Genomic DNA, 16,138 nt, shown 5'->3' with positions numbered 1-16,138 from the left:
GTCAGCCGGCCGCCGCCGCGAGCACCTCTTCGGCGTGCACGCCCGGGTCGACGTCGGGGTAGACCTCGATGATCTTGCCCTCCGCGTCGAGCAAGAAGCTGACGCGCTTGGTGTAGCCGGCCTTGACCGGGACGCCGAAGGCCTTGGCCCAGGACTCGTCGGTGTCGGCGATCAGCGGGAAGGGCAGCTCGTGCTCCTCGGCGAAGGCGCGGTGCGAGGCGTCGTCGTCCGTCGACACGCCGACCACGAGCACGCCGGCGGCCTGGTACTTGGCCCACACGTCTCGGAAGGCGCAGGCCTCGGTGGTGCAGCCGGGGGTGTTGTCGCGGGGGTAGAAGTAGATCACCGTCGGCTTGCCGAGGGCGCGCAGGTCGATGGCGGTGCCGTCGTGGGCGGTGGCGCTCAGGGCCGGGGCGAGGTCGCCCTTGGCGAGCAGGCCCTCGCCGCCGTCGGGGCGCTGGGTCTCGCCGCAGCCGAGCAAGCCGGTGGCGGCCACCGGGAGGCCGAAGGTGAGCAGCGAGAGCAGCACGAGCGAGGCGCGGGGAGGGCGAGGCATCGCATCGGCTATGGCCGATCGTCCCCGCGCTTGCAAGCGGCGCGCGCTGGGCTTGGGTAGATCCGTCGAAAAGGCGCGGGCCCGACCCCAGCTTGCTACTGTCCGCGCGTGCCAGGGCCTGGAACGCCACCGATGGCTGCCTTGCGTGTGGGCCCGCGGGCGCTGCTGCGCGGGCTGCCTGGGCTGGCGCCCGCGGCGGTGGTCGTGGCGCTGATCTTCTGCCTGCTGGTCCCGCTGCCGACGACGGTCGTGGATCTGCTGCTCTCGCTGAGCCTCGCCGGCGCCGTGCTGGTCCTGGTCGCGGGGCTGCGCCTGCGTCGGACCGCCGACTTCCTCGGCTTCCCGAGCCTGGTCCTGCTGCTGACCTCGTTTCGCCTGGTGCTCAACGTCTCGACCACCCGGCTGATCCTCGTGCAGGGAGACGCCGGCCGGGTCGTCGAGGCCTTCGCGCGGATCGTCGTGCGTGGCGACCTGATCGTCGGCGTCGTGATGTTCGCGGTGATCACCGCGATCCAGTACTTCGTGATCGCCCGCGGGGCCGAGCGCGTCGCCGAGGTCGCGGCTCGCTTCGCCCTCGACGGCATGCCCGGGCAGCAGGCGGCGATCGACGCGGACCTGCGCGCGGGGGCGATCGGGGCCCGCGAGGCCCAGGCCCGCCGCGCCGCCCTGGCCGAGCGGGCGGACTTCTTTGGGCGCATGGACGGGGTGATGCGCTGGGTCAAGGGCGACGCGATCGTCGGCCTGATGATCACGGGGATCAACCTCGTCGGCGGCCTGGGGATCGGCAGCTCGCGCGACGGCCTGAGCGTCGGCGAGAGCCTGGTCCGCTACGGCGAGCTGGCGATCGGCGACGGCCTGCTCGCCCAGCTGCCGGCGCTGCTGATCGCCCTGGCGGCGGCGCTGCTGGTCGCGCGGGTGGACAAGCATCGCCCCCGCGCCGAGCTGGCCTGGCTGGCCCCGGAGATGCTCGTGGTTCCGGCGGTGCTGCTCGGCGCGCTGGCCATGGTCCCCGGCATGCCTGGCCTGGCCTTCTCGACCACGGCCGTGGGCGCGCTGGCGCTGGCGCTCTTTCTCGGCGGGCGCCAGGGCGAGGCCGACCTGCGCGTCGAGCCGCGGCTGCGCCTGTCGGCCGCGGCGGGGGAGGGGCGGGCCCAGAGCGTGGACCGCCAGGCCCTCGAGCGCGGCCTCGAGAGCCTGCGGCGGCGCTGCGAGCAGGCCCTGGCGGTCGCCATCCCGCGCTTCGAACTCGAGGGGACGCCCGCGTTCATCGCTGGCGCCGAGCTCGAGCTGCGGCTGGGGGATCGCGTGATCGGCCGAGAGGTGGTGGCGGGTCGGGCCGATCTCGACGCGGTCTTGCTGGCGAGCTTCCACGCGCTGATGAGCGGCGCGGAGCACCTCGTCGACCTCGAGCTGATCGAGGCCGAGCTCGAGCGCGAGCGCCAGCGTCGGCCGGCGCTGGTCCGCGCGGCGCTGCGCGAGGTCGAGCTCACCGAGCTGCTGGCGATCGTCCGCGGCCTGCTGCGCGAGCGGGTGCCAGCGCCGAGCACCGAGGCGCTGCTGTCTGCCTTCGCCGAGCGCCGCGCGCTGCGAGACCCCGCGGAGCGCTCGCGCTGGCTCGAGCACGCCCGCGAGGCCCTGGCGGATCGCTGGGTGCGGGAGCTGTGCGACGGCGTCGCGCACCTCGGCGCGCCGCGCTGGCTGCGGCCGAGCGCGGACCTCGAGGACTTGGTGATCTCTCGCAGCGAGGCGCGAGAGCTCGGGCGAGAACACGCGCTCCACCTCGGGCCGGCGCAGCGCCGCCGGCTGCTCGGGGAGATCCACGCCGACGCGGGGCGACCGACGATCTTGGTGTGTGGGCCCGAGGCACGCCCGGCCTTCGCCGCGCTCTTGGCCGGCGCGCGCCCGCATGTGCCGGTGTTGGCGATCTCCGAGGTGAGGGCCGCTAAAATGGAGCTTCCGGCGACGGCGCGCCTCGAACTCCTCGAGCACGAAGACGGGGCGCCATGGTGAAAATGGACGGTATGCCAATACCGTGATGGCTTTGCTCTCGGCTCCCTGTCCCTCGATCCCGTGAACACGCGTTCTGGCTGGCGCACGCGCTGTTCGCACCAGATCATAAAAGGTGTAAGATGTTCGCTACCTGACTAGGTGTAGCGGCAAAGCGTCGCGCACCCATGCCGAGGCTTCGAGCCGATGCCAAAGCCGCCAACGGTTTCCAATCTGCGCCGAGGCGCGAGCACGCCGCCCAACCTGCCCAAGCGCACGATGGTCGGGAGGGGGCCAAAGCCCTCCGAGTCCGCCTCTGCCCCGCAGGTCGAGGTCCCGCCCCAGCCGAGCGCCCAGGCGCCGCAGCCTCCCCGCGCCGTCGCGCCCCCGAGCGCGACCCCCAAGGCCGCCGCGTCGTCGCCCACGCTGATCGCCGCGCCCGGGAGCATGCCGGGCCAGCGCGGGGCCGCGGCCGCCGAGTCGGCGGCCGGGATGGTCGTCGAGACGACGGCCGAGTCCATGGCGCAGTCTGCCGCGCAGAGCCTGACCGGGCGCCAGCTCGAGGCGCCGCTGCGCCCGACCGAGGAAGACTTCCAGGCGCGGCGCCACGAGCACCGCGGCACGCAGATGTCGGGCATCGAGCACCTCTCGGAGCCCGGGGCGGATCAGCCGCGCGTGCGCCTGGTCCCCGGCAAGGCCGTGCCCGGGACCCGCTACCGCATCCTCCGCTGGCTCGGCGAGGGCGGCATGGGCGTGGTCTACGAGGCCGAGCACATCGACATCGAGCGCAAAGTGGCGCTCAAGATCCTGCGCTTCGACCTCTCCCAAGAGGCCCAGATGGCCCAGGTCTTCCGCGACGAGGCCCGCGCCGCCAGCCGCGTCGGCTCGCGCAACATCGTCGAGATCTACGACTTCGGCGAGCTCGCCGACGGGCGCCTGTTCTTTTGCATGGAGCTGATCCCCGGCGGGGATCTGGTCCCGATCAGTCAAGACGACTGGATCGAGCCCCCGCGCCTGCTCGGCCTGCTGCGTCAGGTCTGCAAGGGCCTGGCCGCCGCGCACAAGGTCGGCGTCATCCACCGCGACATCAAGCCGGAGAACATCATCGCGGTCAACGAAGAGGGCCGCGAGGTCGTCAAGATCGTCGACTTCGGCATCTCGGCCATGGTCGCGGCTGGCTCTCAGGGTCAGACCAACATCGCCGGCACGCCGCACTACATGGCGCCGGAGCAGATCACCGGCAAGGAGTTCGACGGCCGCCTCGACATCTACTCCGTGGGCTGCATGGCCTACGAGCTGCTCGTCGGCGTCCCGCCCTTCGACGACGAGGACATCCAAAAGCTGCTCGAGAAGCAGCTCAAGGCCAAGCCCCAGCCGCTGACCGAGGTCCGGCCCGAGCGCGAGATCCCCCAGGCCCTGTCCGACGTGATCATGAAGTGCCTGGCCAAGGATCCCGAGGATCGCTGGCAGGACATGGTCGACCTCGAGGCGGCGCTGTGCGAGGCGCAGATCGCCGCGGGGCTGACGACGCCCTGGGACGACCTCCCGCTGCCCGACGTCGACCCCGAGCGCCGCGCGCGGCTCGTCCACGACATGCCCAACCCGAACACGATCGTGCTCGAGCAGGGCAACCGCTGGCTGCTGCCGCTGCTCGCCGGGATCGGGGCGCTGCTGATCGGCGTGGGCGTGACCTGGGTGCTCGTGGGCGGGGATCCGACCCCCGAGGAGGTCGACATGATCGACCAGCTCAGCGACGAGGCCCACCTCGCGGGCGCGAAGACCCAGTGGGTCTACCCGCCGGCCACCGACCCCGGCGCGCCGACCTCCTACCAAAAAGTCATCGCGCTCGAGAACCTCACCGGCAGCGCCGAGGAGCCCGGCGACGAGCGGGCCTCCGAGCTGCGCGAGGAGTTCTTCGAGACCCTGCGCGTGCTCGGTGATCGCTACTGGGACGTGCCCGGGGCGCGCAATTTGTCGCGCGACTACTACGCCATGGCCCACCTGTTCAAGCCCGAGGACGAGCTCGCGCGGGCGCGCTCGGGGTGGAGCATCAGCGAGCTCGCCGACTTCCGCGAGCGCGCGGCCGCGGGCGAGTTCACCCCCGACGAGCTGTCCGTGGCGCGCCTGCTCGACGCCTTCGCCGAGGAGGACGAGGCGCTGCTCGGTGAGAAGCTCGAGGAGCTGCTCGCCGGCCAGCTCGAGGGCCGCTCGCTGCTCGCGATGACCAAGGCCATCGAGGCCGCCCGGGGGATCGGTGTCGAGGTCGACCCGCTGCCCGGGTTCGCGCGCACGCCCGAGGAGCAGCCGGTCGAGGTCGGCGAGGACGAGGGCGAGGAGGCTGGTGAAGAGGCCGGCGAGGACGAGGGCGAGGTCGTCGAGGAGGGCAGCAAGAAGGGCGGGCGCAAGGGCGGGCGCAAGAGCGAGACCCTGGGCGGGAGCGGCCGCAACCCGGGCAAGGCCGCCGACCTGGCGAGCGAGGGCGAGGCGGCCCTGCGCGCCGGCAAGCGCACCGAGGCCAAGAGCCTGTTCGATCAGGCGATCTCCTACGACAACAGCAACGCCAAGGCGCTGATGGGCCTGTCGGACGTCTACTTCGACACCGGCGGCTCCCAAAAGGCGCTGCTCTACGCCGAGAAGGCGGTCAAGGCCGCGCCGCGCAACAGCAACTACCGCATCAAGCTCGGCGACGCCTACTACAAGGCGCTGCGCTACCGCGACGCCCTCGAGCAGTACGAGCGCGCCAAGTCGCTGGGCGCGTCCAAGGCCGACGCGCGCATCGACAAGGTCCAGGAGAAGATCGGCAAGTGAGGCGCGCTGGCGCGTCGCCGCGCCAACGCATGTCCGCGCTCAGTCGACCCGGTGCGGGCGCAGGGCCGGGCCGATGACGGGCAGCAGGCGCTCGGGGCAGCGGCACCAGGTCGTGGCCTGCTCGCCGGAGGTGGGCGTGGGTGTGGGGGTCTCGACGCCGGTCTCGCAGCCGCCGAGATCCTCGCGGACCAGGAACTCGTCGAGGTGCACGCGGAAGTGCTCGGCGGTGCCGAGGGCGTCGGCGCCGAAGAAGTCCCAGGATAGGCGCCGCGGCGGATCCACGAGCCAGTGCTGGGCCCGGGCCGCGAGCGTCGCGAGCGAGGCCATCAGCGTGTGGTCGTCGTCGACCTCGATGAGCTCGACCTCGGGATGCTCGGCGATGTAGCTGCGCGAGCTGTCGATGGGCACGACGGTGTCGCGGGTCCCGTGGATGATCGTGGTCGGGCAGGGCACGGCCGGGCGCGGCGGGTGCTGGCGGCCGTCCTCGACGAGGCCCCAGTGGACCTCGACGGGGGCGCCGGCGGGGCCGGGCATGGGCAGGCTGCCCGCTCGCTCCCAGTCGGCGAAGGCCTTGTCGCCGAGCAGCTGCGGCCAGCGCTGGGCGAAGTCGAAGGCCGGGCACAGCAGCAGCAGGCGATCCACGCGCTCGGGGTGGAGCGCGGCCCAGCGCGCGGCCAGGTAGCCGCCCATGCTCGAGCCGATCAGCCGCCAGCGCGCGGGCTCGGAGCGGGGGGAGCGGCCAGCGTCGAGCTGGCGATCGAAGCGGTCGAAGGCCTCGAGCATGCCGGTGTAGCTGAGCTCGGCGAAGCTCGGGTAGTTGAGGTCCGGGAGGTGCAAGGTCCGACCCAGGCCGTCGAAGACGCGGCGCAGGGCCTGGCCCTTGGCCGAGAGGCTGGAGGAGGCGAAGCCGTGGAGGTAGGCGTAGCGGATCGACATGGGTTCACCACAGCCAGGCGGCCCCGCGCACGCCGCTGCTGTCGCCCTGGGCCGGGGGCAGCAGCTGGGTCGCGATGTCCTCGGAGAACACGTGGCCGACCCACAGCGAGGGGATGCGCTCGTAGAGCAGCTTGCAGTTGGAGAGCCCCCCGCCGAGGACGATGGCGTGGGGGTCGAAGAGGTTGATGACCGAGGCGAGGGCCCGGGCGAGGCGCTCGGCGTAGCGCTCGAGGCTGGCCAGGGCGCTGGGCTCCCCGCGCGCGCCGGCCTCGACGATGGCCTTGGCGGAGTCGAAGGGCGCGCCGCCGCAGCGCGCGTGGTCCCACAGCAGCCCGCGGCCGCACAAGAAGGCCTCGATGCAGCCGAGCCGCCCGCAGTAGCAGCGCGGCCCGGGGCGCTCGTCGTCGCGCATGCGCGGCAGAGGGTTGTGACCCCACTCGCCGGCGATGGCGTTGACCCCGGTCAGCGGGCGGCCGTCGACGACCAGCCCGCCGCCCACGCCGGTCCCGAGGATCACGCCGAAGACCGTGGGCATGCCCTCGGCCGCGCCCCCGGGGGCGGACTCGGACACGGCGAAGCAGTTGGCGTCGTTGGCCATGCGGACCGGGCGAGCGAGGGCGGCCTCGAGATCCGCGGCGACCGGGTGGCCCATGAGCACGGTCTGGTTGGCGTTCTCGAGCAGCCCGGTCTGCGGGACGATGGCGCCGGGGTGACCCACGCCCACGCTGCAGCGTTGGTCCGCGCCCAGCTTGCCCTGCTCGCGCAGCTCGGTCTCGAGGCCCTGGATCACGCCGACGAGGGCGGCGAGGGCCTCGGGGTAGCTGGTGGTCGGCGTGGGCACGCGCCGGCGCAGGTGGAGCTGGCCGTCGTCGGAGAACACGGCGCCTTCGATCTTGGTCCCGCCGAGATCGACGCCGATGCGCAGGGGCGTCGCGTTCATGGCTTCTCGGGGGTAGGCGCGGGGGCCTCGACCGGCGGTTGCGCGCTGGGGTCGGCGGGCACGAGCTCGCGGGTGGCGGGGAAGGCGAAGATCCCCGGGTCGAGCTCGACGTTGGCCGCGAACTCGGTGGTCTTCTCCTCGAGCTCGAGCAGGCCCGTGATGCTGCTGCGCTTGGTCATCGCGAACTTGTAGCCCTCGACCTCGCCATAGTCCTCGACGGTGATCTCGACGGGCATGGTGCCCATCGACGTGACCTGGTCGGTCTTCATGGTGCGGATCAGCTTGGTCTCGACGTCGAGGCCCAAGGTCAGCTCGGGGCCGTCCGCGGACTGGAGCTCGACCTCCCAGATCTCGCCGCCATCCTCGAGGGTCTTCTTGCCCTTGGTCACCGCGGCGCTGAAGTGCTCGCGCCACTGGTGGGCCGGGAACATCATGGCGCTCTGGAGGTAGGAGGCGGCCTCCTCGCCCTCGAGGCGGCGCAGGCCGGTGATCGGATCTTCGGTCCACATCACCTCGCCGTCGTAGCCGGCGCGGCTCTTGCCCACGCCCTCGATCTCCTGCTCGACGTAGAACTCGCCGCCCTTGCGCCACCACAGCTCCGACTCGCCGCGGAGCTTTTGTTTGCCGGTGTCGATCTTGCCCTTGGCGTGGACGCTCTCGAACCTGGCGATGGCCTGCTCGCCACCGCTGGCCGCGACACACTCGGCGAGCAGCGCTTCACCGGCCGGGAGCGCCGGCGCGGCGGGGGCCTCGCCCGCGTCTTCGGCCGCGCCGGGGCTGGCTTCGTCCTTGGCGGCGTCCGTGGAGGGGGCGTCGGCTTTGGGCCCCTTGTCCTGGCTGGTGCAGCCGGCGGGCGCGAGCGCGAGCAGAGAGAGGCAGGCGGTGAGGAGCAGGCGCTTCATGGCGGTCGAGTCTGGTCTGTGCCAGAGCCGCTGGCCGCGTGGCCGGGGCTCAGGGCGAAGGTTCGGGGGAGGGCTGAGCTGGAGCGGGCTCGGTGTCTGGAGCGGGCTCGGTGTCTGGAACGGGCTCTGGCGTGGCCCCGAGCTGCTCGCGGAGCAAGGCCGCGGCGCTGTCGAGGACGGGGTCGCGGCCGGCGACGTAGTCGGCCCGGGACTCGTCGACGGCGTGCCCGGGGATCACCCCCTCGCCCTCGGCGGCCGCGCCCTTGGTGCTGTGATAGTCGCCGACCACGTACTGGAGCAGGCCGCCGTCGGGCAGCGTCTCGATCAGCGAAGGCAGGGCCATGCCGGCGCTCGGGCCGGCGCCGACGATGGTCACGCGGCCGATATCGCGCATGCCCATGGCGAAGATCTCCGAGGTGCTGGCCGTGCCCTCGTCGACGAGGATCGCCACCGGGCCGGTGAAGGCGTCGGGGTTGGCGTCGACCTTGAACTCCTGGTTGAACTCGCGCATCTGCAGCCGCCCGAGGCTGGCCGGCTTGTCGACGAAGATGCGCGCGATCGGGATCGACATCGCCCCGACGCCGCCAGGGTTGCCGCGCAGGTCGATGATCATCCCGCGCATGCCCTGGCCGCGCAGCTGGGTGACGCCGGCGCGGACGCGCTCGACCATGGGCAGCATCCAGTAGTTGAACGCCAGGTAGCCGATGTCGCCGTCCGCGTCGCCGTCCGCGTTCCCGTCGAGCATCCGCCAGTCGACGGTGGTCGGGAGGTTGCGGAGGTTGCCCAGGCTGATGCGCTCGCCCTCGGGCATGAAGCAGGGTACGGTGATCTCGCGGATCTGGTCGTCGGCCGCGGGGTCGAGGACGCTCAGCGCCTTGCTGCCCTCGGCCGGGCAGCTGAGCGTGGCGTCGATGGCCCGGCGCACGGCGAAGGCGACCTCGTTTTGGCTGGGGTCTTCGAGGCTGGCGATGGTCTCGGCGGCGAGCTCGGCGATGGACTCGCCCGCGACGGCGCTCAAGATCGCGCCCGTGGGCACGCCGCTTGGGTGTCCGCCGACCGCGGCGTCCACGATCACCGCGCCGCGCTCGCTCGAGCCGGGCGCGAGGGGGATCCAGCGCACGGCCACGGGGACCACGGCCGGCCCGCGCTCGCGCGCGTGGGTCTTGGCGTTGCCGCTGGGCGGCGTCGCCATCAGGTGGCTCTGGCCGAGCAGCCCGAGCAGCTCGTTGATCGCCGCGTAGGCGGCCTGCGTGTCCTCGCCGGCTTCGGCGACGCGCTTGGCGTACTGCTCGCGCAGCGCCGGCCAGTCGAGGCAGGACAGGGTGGGGTCGAAGTGCTTTTGCGCGACGGTCCGCCACACCGCGTCGAAGGTGGCGACGTGCGGACCTTCGGGCAGGGGCGGAAGCGAGCCGAGCTCGAGCTCAGCCCAGGATTTGCAGTCGGGCGTGTGCGGAGGACCCTCTGCCTCGAGCTCGGACAGGGAGTAGGGGTCCTCGCGCCCCTCTTTTTTGCCGCCCTTGCAGGCGGGGAGCGTCAGCCAGGCGCCGGCGAGGGCCAGCGTCGCCAACGCGCGAGCAGGCCGACGCATGGGCTACTCGTAGGTGACCGCCTCGAGGGCGCTGAGGTCGAGGACCACGATCTCCTGGCGGCTGAGCTTGAGGATGCCCTCTCGCTGCATGCGGTTGAGCGCCCGCGAGATCTCCTCGCGTACGGTGCCCAGCCGGGCCGCGACCGTGTTCATGTCGAGGGCGCGGGGGATCGTGTGCGCCTTGCCCTGCTCCGCGCCGCTGCGGATCGCCAGCGTGTAGAGGAAGCTGGCCAGGCGGCGCTGAACCGAGCGCAGGGACAGGTCCAAGATCAGGTCGATCAACCGGTTGGCCCGGAAGGCCTGGTGGCGCATCAGCGCGAAGGCCATGCCCTCGGACTGGGAGAGCAGCTTGATGACCAGATCCGAGTCGAAGCGCCAGACCTCGCCGTCGGACATGGCGAAGGCAGACGCGGCGCACTGGACCTCGCGGGGCAAGAAGCCCTCACCGATCAGCTTGCCCGGCCCTGCCAGGTATAGAATTTGCTCCCGCCCCTCCGAGGAGATCAGGCTGAGCTTGAATTCCCCAGAGCGAACGAGGAAGAGCCCAGGTCCTGGATCTCCTCGACGAAATACTGGGCGCTTGCGCTTGAGTTCCAGGCGTGAAGCTCCTTCGCAAAGGGGCTTCATGACCTCTTCTGGGACCTTGTCCCACCCGGTGTAGCGCAACAGATGGTTGCGGATTTCTTCGGCTTCCGCGGGCTCGACGGCCATGCGGGCGAGTGTAACGGTTTGCGGACGTGACGCCAAAGGGGCCCGGCGTTAAATCACGTCCTTTTGTCCCGACCTCGGCCCCCCTGAACAGGCGGCTATGCGAGAATCCGGCGCGCCGCCGTGACGGCCTGCATCAGGCCGAGGGCTCGCGCGGACGCGTCGCCACCGAGGGCGGCCACGTGCAGGGTCTCGTCGAACACGCGGATCGACTTGACCCCGAACTCGCGCTGGGCTCCGTTGCGCTTGATGCTCGCCTTGGCCCGGCCGCGGGCCACGATCGGTGTGATCGCCGCGAGCATCTCGAGATCGAGGTCCGTCTGGCTGTGGGAGACGATCATCCCGCGATCGTCGGCGATCAGCACCACGTCGATGCCTGCACGCTCCACGGCGCCGGACAGGGCCAGCTCGAGGGCGTCGGCCGTGCGGTTCGTGCGGTTTTGGCGGCGTTCCGTGACCCGGCGGCCGGGACGGGGGAGGGGAGTGATGCGAAGGGGCGTGCGCGCGGTCGATTGCATGGCGTTCTCGCTGGATGGCGCCCGAGTCTGGGCGGTGCTCAAATATCCTACATGTAGGACGAGGTGCTCCAGAAAAAAATGACGAAGCGGGCCAGGGAAGATCGCGCACCGGGGAACCCCGCGAGTCGTTGGTGGACCAGGCCGATGCCCTCCTTCACCATGAAAGTCGTGTCTTCGTCTCGCTGGTCCTTGTGCTTGGGTGCTTGCCTGGGCGTCGCCGCGACCTTGGTGGTGCAAGCCGCGATGCCCGAGGCCCAGGCCGAAAAGCGCCACCAGGCGCCCCTCGACCGGCAAAACTTCCACGCCAGCTTGGATCTGGTCCTGGATCGCCACGTGGACCCGGTCAACGCTCCGGATCTGCTGGCCCGTGGCCTCAAGCACATGATCAGCGGGCTGGATCCCTACAGTAATTATCTGACCGCGGCGGAGCGGGAGCTGGCCCGCGAGCGCCAGCGTCAGGGCGCCGAGGCTGGCCTGGTCACCAAGCTCCACCGCAAGGGCGAGCGCGCCGAGGTCGAGGTCCTGGCGGTGCATCCCAACAGCCCCGCGGCCAGGCGCGGCCTCGGCCCGGGGGATCGCCTGCTCGCCGTGCGCGGCGAGCCTTGCGAAGACATGCTCAGCAACGTCGAGGTTCAGATGATGCTCGCCGGGGCGCCGGGCGAGCGCATCGATCTCGAGGTCGACCAGGGGGCGGGCCGCGTCGCGTTCGCGCTCGAGCTCGCCAAGCTCCGCGTCGAGGATCTCGTCAGCGCGAGCCTCGAGGGCGAGGGCGGCGGGAGGATCGGGCGCGTGGCGATCCATGGCTTTCGCCCGGGCACGGCGCAGCGCGTCGAGGCCGAGCTCGCCGAGCTGCGCCGCCAGGCCGGCGCGGAGGGGCTCGACGGGTTGATCCTGGATCTGCGCGGCAACCCGGGCGGCGAGGTCGACGAGGCCGTGCTCGTCGCCGACATGTTCATCGCCCAGGGCGTGATCACCCGGACCCGCGGTCGCGGCGGGGTGATCTCTCGCGAAGAAAAAGCCACCGCCGCCGGCACGGATCGGAGCACGCCCTTGGTGGTCCTCCAAGACGAGCGCTCGGCCTCCGCCGCCGAGCTGCTGTCCGTCGCGCTCCAAGACAGCGGCCGCGCCCGGGTGGTCGGCGAGCGCAGCTTCGGCAAGGGCATGGTCCAGGAGGTGATCGGCATCGCCGACGGCTCGCTGCTGACCTTGACCGTCGCGCGCTACTACTCGCCGGAGGATCGCAGCATCGACGGTCGCGGGGTCACGCCGGACGTGCGGGTCAGCGACGCGAGCGGGGCGGCCGGGGTCCGGGCGGCCGTCGACGCGCTCGCCGACTGAGAGTCTGAGCGCGGCGCCGACTGAGCGCGGCGCCAACCCTGGTTGCTTCGAAAATACGAGAGCCGCGCGCGACTGCTGTCGCGGCGGCTCTTCGCTTTGCCATCCGAGTTTGGCCAGGCTTCTGGCCGGGGACGCTCGGCCTGGCTCAGGCGGCTTCGGTCTCGCGGGCTTCCTGCGGCTTGCTCGGCTGATGTGACCGGAACATGGCCCGGGTCTCCGAGGCGCGGCGCAGGTCGTCCAACATGGGGCGGACGATGACGGCGTCGACGAAGCGGTTGATGAACTCGATGTGGTTGGGGTCGTAGCGGAACATGATGTCGTCCTCGGCGTGGGGGGTGACTCGATGGCAGCGCATATGTGCGCGAACTCGCGTTTATTGCGATGCACGGCTCATGCCACATCGAAGATCGACGACTTCATGTGCAATCTTTGAATTCAGCCTCCTCGACACCCTCCTGTTTGCACAGGATCAGTTGCGTCCTTTGGCTACGTGTGTGGCCACATGTCCCGAAGTCCGTGTAAAGCGCACCGTGAGGTTGTTGGCTGGCATGTCGGCGACGTGGTCGAGGTGCAGGCCCTTCGTCGCTGCCAACTCGGTGAGGTGGTCGAGGTCGCGAACACCCCAGCGGGGATCTCGAGCGCGCAGGCGTTCATCGAAGGCCGCGTTGCTGGGTGCCGTGTGGGCACCTTCGCGCATGAAGGGGCCGTAGAGGATCAGCACGCCGCCCTGCTCGAGGACTCGCGCCGAACCGTCGAGCAGGCCGAGGCAGGCCTCCCAGGGCGCGATGTGGATCATGTTGGCGCAGAAGATCGCGTCGCAGCGCTCGACCGGCCAGGGGTCGTGGGTGGTGTCGAGGTGCAGGGGCGCCTGGACATTGTCGAGGTCCTCGTTCCAGGCGCGGATGCTGGGGAAGACGGCCGCGTCGATGTCCGTGGGCTGCCAGCGCAGCTTGGGGAGCGCCCGGGCGAAGTGGGCTGCGTGCTGGCCACTGCCGCTGGCGATCTCGAGCAGCACGCCGCTGGCGGGCAAGAGCGCGCGCAGCTGGGCGAGGATCGGCTCGCGGTTGCGGTTGGTGGCGGGGTAGTCGAGTCGGGGATCCTCGGACACGAGCCCTGCATAGCGCGCGGCTCCTCGGGTGGCCACGGCGGTGGTCATGGAACTCGGTGCCGCGTGTGCTCAGAACACCGCGCGAAAGCCGAGCGAGGGCAGCACGTAGCGGATCGCCTGGGGGTTCACGCAGCCGCGCAGGATCTCGGCGCTGGGATCGTCTGTCTCGGCCAGCGAGTCGCAGCGCAGCACCTCGCGGGCCAAGTTGGCGTTTGTCAGGTCGAGGTAGAGGTGGAGGCGAAGGTCGCGGAGCGTGAACACGCGCTCGACGCGGGCGTCGAGCTGCAAGAAGGCCGGCAGCCGGGCGTTGTTGCGGTGCTCGGCCATCGCGGTGTTCAGATCCTCGAGCGTGCCGTCGTCGAGGCGCTCGACGGTGGTGTAGGGCCGGCCGCTGTTGACGTGGAAGCGCCCGCCGAGGCGCCACTTGGAATTGATCGCCCAGCCGGCGACGGCGTTGAGGATGTGGCGCTGGTCCCAGGTCGCCGGGGCCCACCCGCCCACGGGGAAGTCGCGGTAGGACCAGCTCAGGGTGTAGGCCAGCCAGCCGTAGAAGCGCCCGTCGGGGATCAGCCGCAGCATGGTCTCCACGCCCCAGCTCCAGCCCGAGACGCGAACCAGGAAGTCCTCGTACTCGTCGACGGCGAAGCCCTCGCTGAGCTCATAGTCCTGCATGTTGCTCAGCCGCCCGAGGTAGGCGTCGGCGCTCAGCTCGGCCCACTCGGCCAGGCGCCACTCGAAGCCGAAGGCGCCCTGGATGTTGCGCTGGAGCCCGTCGCTGAGGCCGATGCTCTCGATCCCGGGGATCGGCAGGGGCGGATCCGGGGGCTGGTGGTAGACGCCCAGGCTCTGGCGCAGGGTCCAGCGCGGGGAGAGTCGCTCGCGGACCTGCACGCGCGGGTCGACGCCGATGGCCGTGCTCATGCTGCGGGCCTGGGGCAGGTAGGGGCTGACGCCGCGCTGGACCCACAGATCCACGCGCACCCCCGGGCGGATCTCGAAGCGCCCGCGGCGGTAGCTGAGGTCGGCGTAGAGCCCGGTGACCGAGACCTCGCGCTCGCCCAGGAGCAGCGCGAGGTCCTCGACGTTGGCGCCCAGCGAGGCGCTGGTCAGGCCGGCGGGCAGGCGGAAGATCTGCACCTCCTGATCCAGGCCGAGGCCGAGGTCGAGGTGCTCGCCCAGGGGGACGCGGGCGTCGATGCGCGGGGCCACGCGCCACTCGTCGATGCGGATGTCCTGGACGCCCGAGCGATCCAGGCCCAGGGCGAGCTTGTAGTCGATGCGCCCGCCGCCTCGCAGGCGCTGGCGTATGCGCTGATCGATGCGGTGGAATTCGAAGCGCACGTAGGGATCGGGGTCGTCGTCGACGGTGCTGACGACCTCGCCGTCTTCGTCGATCTCGTCGACGAGCGCCTGGGCCGGGCCGAGCTCGTCGTAGCTGCCGAAGACCAGCGCCGTGTAGCGAGCGCGCCGGCCGAGGTCGTGGTCGAGGCGCAGCTGGTAGTCCCAAAAGCGCAGCTTGATGTTGAGGCTGGGGATCGCCGAGAGGATCAGGCCGGTGTAGCTGTAGCGCCCGGCCATGCTCAGCGTGCCCCGGCCGGGGCCGCGGCAGTCTCGTCGGCGGCTGCGCTCGGCCTGCTTGCGGGCGCGTGCGCTGGTGGGCGTCGACGCGCTCTCCAAGCCAGCTTCGGCCTCGGCTGCGGCCTCGGCCTGGGCGAGGCAGTCGCGGTCGAGGGGACGATCGAAGGGGATCTCGAGCAGCGCCCCGGCGTCGGTCAGGCGCAGGTCGACCTCGCCGCGCAGGCGGTCGCGGCCGGCCTCGCGCGTGCGCCCCTCGACGATGCCGCTGGCGTAGCGGCCGAGGCGGACGGGCGCGCCCCCGGCGTAGAAGTCGACCTCTTCGATGAAGTAGGGGTGGATCACCGAGGGCCCGGCGGCGACGTGAAAGAGCAGGGGCACGCGCACGCCGTCGAGGTAGTAGCCGGTGTTGCCCGGAGCGGCCCCGCGCACGACCACATAAGGCAAGAAGCCCGCGACCTGTGAGGCGCCGGGGAGCGAGCGGACGACCGAGAAGGGGTCCCCCGCGCTGCCCGGGAGCTCGTGGATCTCTTCTTCGCGCAGCTTGGTCCGGCTCAGGGCGATCTCCGCCCGCTCGCTCTCGACCACGGTCCGATAGCGGTTGCCGCCGCGGGCTTCTTCGAGGCGCAGCTCGAGCTCGGCGCGCTCGCCAACGACGAGCTCGACCTCGAAGGTCAGCGCCTCGAAGCCCTCGGCGCGCAGCTCGAAGCGGCGCAGGCCGGGGGTCTGCCAGGCGCGCAGGCGGCCGCGCTCGTCGGTCTCGAGCGGCTCGGCGGTGGCGCTGACCTGCGTGTCCGCGGCCTGGCCGTCGGGCTCGGCCGCGGAGGTCGACGGGAGCGGGTAGACGCGCGCGCCGGCCACGGGGTCCCGGCGACCGCGGACGAGGACGGTGAGCACCAGCTGGGCGTGGGTGGCGGGGCCGGGCTCGGGCGAGTCGGGCTCGGGCGGGTCGGTCTCGGTCTGCCCGGTCTCGGGCGAGTCGGACTCGGCCTGTCCGGACTCGGCCTGCCCGGTCTCGGCCTGCCCGGACTCGGCCTGCGCTGAAGTCGAGCGCTCGCGGGTCGCCGCGTCGGTCTCGTCGCGCGGGGGGGCTGGTGGACCCAGCACCACGCTCGCGAGCAGGATCGAGGCGCCGAGCACCGGCGCATGATAGCGGGTCTGGGGTCGCTCGGCTG

At 71.6% G+C, this 16,138-nt stretch carries 13 protein-coding genes; 3 read left to right on the top strand and 10 right to left on the bottom strand.

Annotated features, from left to right (window positions below; genetic code table 11):
• Nucleotide 1: 1 nt before the first annotated feature.
• Nucleotides 2-556 (bottom strand): peroxiredoxin, encoded by a 555-nt coding sequence (locus G6O69_RS08300; RefSeq protein ID WP_172302985.1) that lies wholly within the window; start codon nt 554-556, stop codon nt 2-4.
• A gap of 132 nt (nt 557-688) precedes the next feature.
• Between G6O69_RS08300 and G6O69_RS08295 the strand changes: the two genes are divergently transcribed.
• Nucleotides 689-2,566 carry an FHIPEP family type III secretion protein gene (locus tag G6O69_RS08295; RefSeq protein ID WP_172302984.1) on the top strand — a complete coding sequence of 626 codons (1,878 nt, stop codon included), beginning with the start codon at nt 689-691 and terminating at the stop codon, nt 2,564-2,566.
• A 183-nt stretch (nt 2,567-2,749) separates the two neighbouring features.
• Nucleotides 2,750-5,350 (top strand): serine/threonine-protein kinase, encoded by a 2,601-nt coding sequence (locus G6O69_RS08290; RefSeq protein WP_172302983.1) that lies wholly within the window; start codon nt 2,750-2,752, stop codon nt 5,348-5,350.
• A gap of 39 nt (nt 5,351-5,389) precedes the next feature.
• Here G6O69_RS08290 and G6O69_RS08285 read toward each other — a convergent pair whose 3' ends face one another.
• The 6 genes from G6O69_RS08285 to G6O69_RS08260 all read right to left on the bottom strand — a co-directional run bounded on the left by G6O69_RS08285 (nt 5,390) and on the right by G6O69_RS08260 (nt 10,942).
• Entirely contained in the window at nt 5,390-6,286 is an 897-nt protein-coding gene (locus G6O69_RS08285; RefSeq protein ID WP_172302982.1) for a YqiA/YcfP family alpha/beta fold hydrolase, read from the bottom strand.
• 4 nt (nt 6,287-6,290) lie between these two features.
• Nucleotides 6,291-7,226, bottom strand: coding sequence for an ROK family protein (locus G6O69_RS08280; protein WP_172302981.1), 936 nt, complete (start codon nt 7,224-7,226; stop codon nt 6,291-6,293).
• A complete protein-coding gene (locus tag G6O69_RS08275; protein ID WP_172302980.1) occupies nt 7,223-8,128 on the bottom strand; it encodes a hypothetical protein in 906 nt (301 codons plus the stop codon). Before G6O69_RS08275 ends, G6O69_RS08280 begins: the two co-directional genes overlap by 4 nt.
• 49 nt (nt 8,129-8,177) lie before the next feature.
• The gene (locus G6O69_RS08270; protein WP_172302979.1) at nt 8,178-9,716 is read right to left on the bottom strand and encodes a S41 family peptidase; all 1,539 of its coding nucleotides are present in this window, start codon (nt 9,714-9,716) and stop codon (nt 8,178-8,180) included.
• Between the two features lie 3 nt (nt 9,717-9,719).
• On the bottom strand, nt 9,720-10,427 hold the full coding sequence (locus G6O69_RS08265; protein ID WP_172302978.1) for a Crp/Fnr family transcriptional regulator: 708 nt from the start codon (nt 10,425-10,427) through the stop codon (nt 9,720-9,722).
• 95 nt (nt 10,428-10,522) lie between these two features.
• Nucleotides 10,523-10,942, bottom strand: a complete 420-nt coding sequence (locus G6O69_RS08260) for a hypothetical protein (protein WP_172302977.1) — start codon at nt 10,940-10,942, stop codon at nt 10,523-10,525.
• 144 nt (nt 10,943-11,086) lie between these two features.
• Between G6O69_RS08260 and G6O69_RS08255 the strand changes: the two genes are divergently transcribed.
• A complete protein-coding gene (locus G6O69_RS08255) occupies nt 11,087-12,280 on the top strand; it encodes a S41 family peptidase (protein WP_217909795.1) in 1,194 nt (397 codons plus the stop codon).
• A gap of 145 nt (nt 12,281-12,425) precedes the next feature.
• Here G6O69_RS08255 and G6O69_RS08250 read toward each other — a convergent pair whose 3' ends face one another.
• The 3 genes from G6O69_RS08250 to G6O69_RS08240 all read right to left on the bottom strand — a co-directional run bounded on the left by G6O69_RS08250 (nt 12,426) and on the right by G6O69_RS08240 (nt 16,103).
• Nucleotides 12,426-12,635 (bottom strand): hypothetical protein, encoded by a 210-nt coding sequence (locus G6O69_RS08250; RefSeq protein WP_172302975.1) that lies wholly within the window; start codon nt 12,633-12,635, stop codon nt 12,426-12,428.
• 114 nt (nt 12,636-12,749) lie between these two features.
• On the bottom strand, nt 12,750-13,388 hold the full coding sequence (locus G6O69_RS08245) for a DUF938 domain-containing protein (RefSeq protein WP_346017139.1): 639 nt from the start codon (nt 13,386-13,388) through the stop codon (nt 12,750-12,752).
• 69 nt (nt 13,389-13,457) lie between these two features.
• Nucleotides 13,458-16,103, bottom strand: a complete 2,646-nt coding sequence (locus G6O69_RS08240; protein ID WP_172302973.1) for a TonB-dependent receptor plug domain-containing protein — start codon at nt 16,101-16,103, stop codon at nt 13,458-13,460.
• Nucleotides 16,104-16,138 lie beyond the last annotated feature (35 nt).

This window comes from Pseudenhygromyxa sp. WMMC2535 (genome assembly GCF_011083025.2).
Note: the sequence above shows the minus strand (reverse complement) of the source record. Positions and strands in the feature narration are given on the sequence as shown.

Excerpts from the sequence above, each read along its gene's own strand:
- G6O69_RS08255 (WP_217909795.1), top strand. The coding sequence starts at position 11,087 with ATGCCCTCCTTCACCATGAAAGTCGTGTCTTCGTCTCGCTGGTCCTTG.
- G6O69_RS08285 (WP_172302982.1), bottom strand. The coding sequence starts at position 6,286 with ATGTCGATCCGCTACGCCTACCTCCACGGCTTCGCCTCCTCCAGCCTC.
- G6O69_RS08300 (WP_172302985.1), bottom strand. The coding sequence starts at position 556 with ATGCCTCGCCCTCCCCGCGCCTCGCTCGTGCTGCTCTCGCTGCTCACC.
- G6O69_RS08260 (WP_172302977.1), bottom strand. The coding sequence starts at position 10,942 with ATGCAATCGACCGCGCGCACGCCCCTTCGCATCACTCCCCTCCCCCGT.
- G6O69_RS08270 (WP_172302979.1), bottom strand. The coding sequence starts at position 9,716 with ATGCGTCGGCCTGCTCGCGCGTTGGCGACGCTGGCCCTCGCCGGCGCC.
- G6O69_RS08275 (WP_172302980.1), bottom strand. The coding sequence starts at position 8,128 with ATGAAGCGCCTGCTCCTCACCGCCTGCCTCTCTCTGCTCGCGCTCGCG.
- G6O69_RS08265 (WP_172302978.1), bottom strand. The coding sequence starts at position 10,427 with ATGGCCGTCGAGCCCGCGGAAGCCGAAGAAATCCGCAACCATCTGTTG.
- G6O69_RS08250 (WP_172302975.1), bottom strand. The coding sequence starts at position 12,635 with ATGCGCTGCCATCGAGTCACCCCCCACGCCGAGGACGACATCATGTTC.
- G6O69_RS08295 (WP_172302984.1), top strand. The coding sequence starts at position 689 with ATGGCTGCCTTGCGTGTGGGCCCGCGGGCGCTGCTGCGCGGGCTGCCT.
- G6O69_RS08280 (WP_172302981.1), bottom strand. The coding sequence starts at position 7,226 with ATGAACGCGACGCCCCTGCGCATCGGCGTCGATCTCGGCGGGACCAAG.
- G6O69_RS08290 (WP_172302983.1), top strand. The coding sequence starts at position 2,750 with ATGCCAAAGCCGCCAACGGTTTCCAATCTGCGCCGAGGCGCGAGCACG.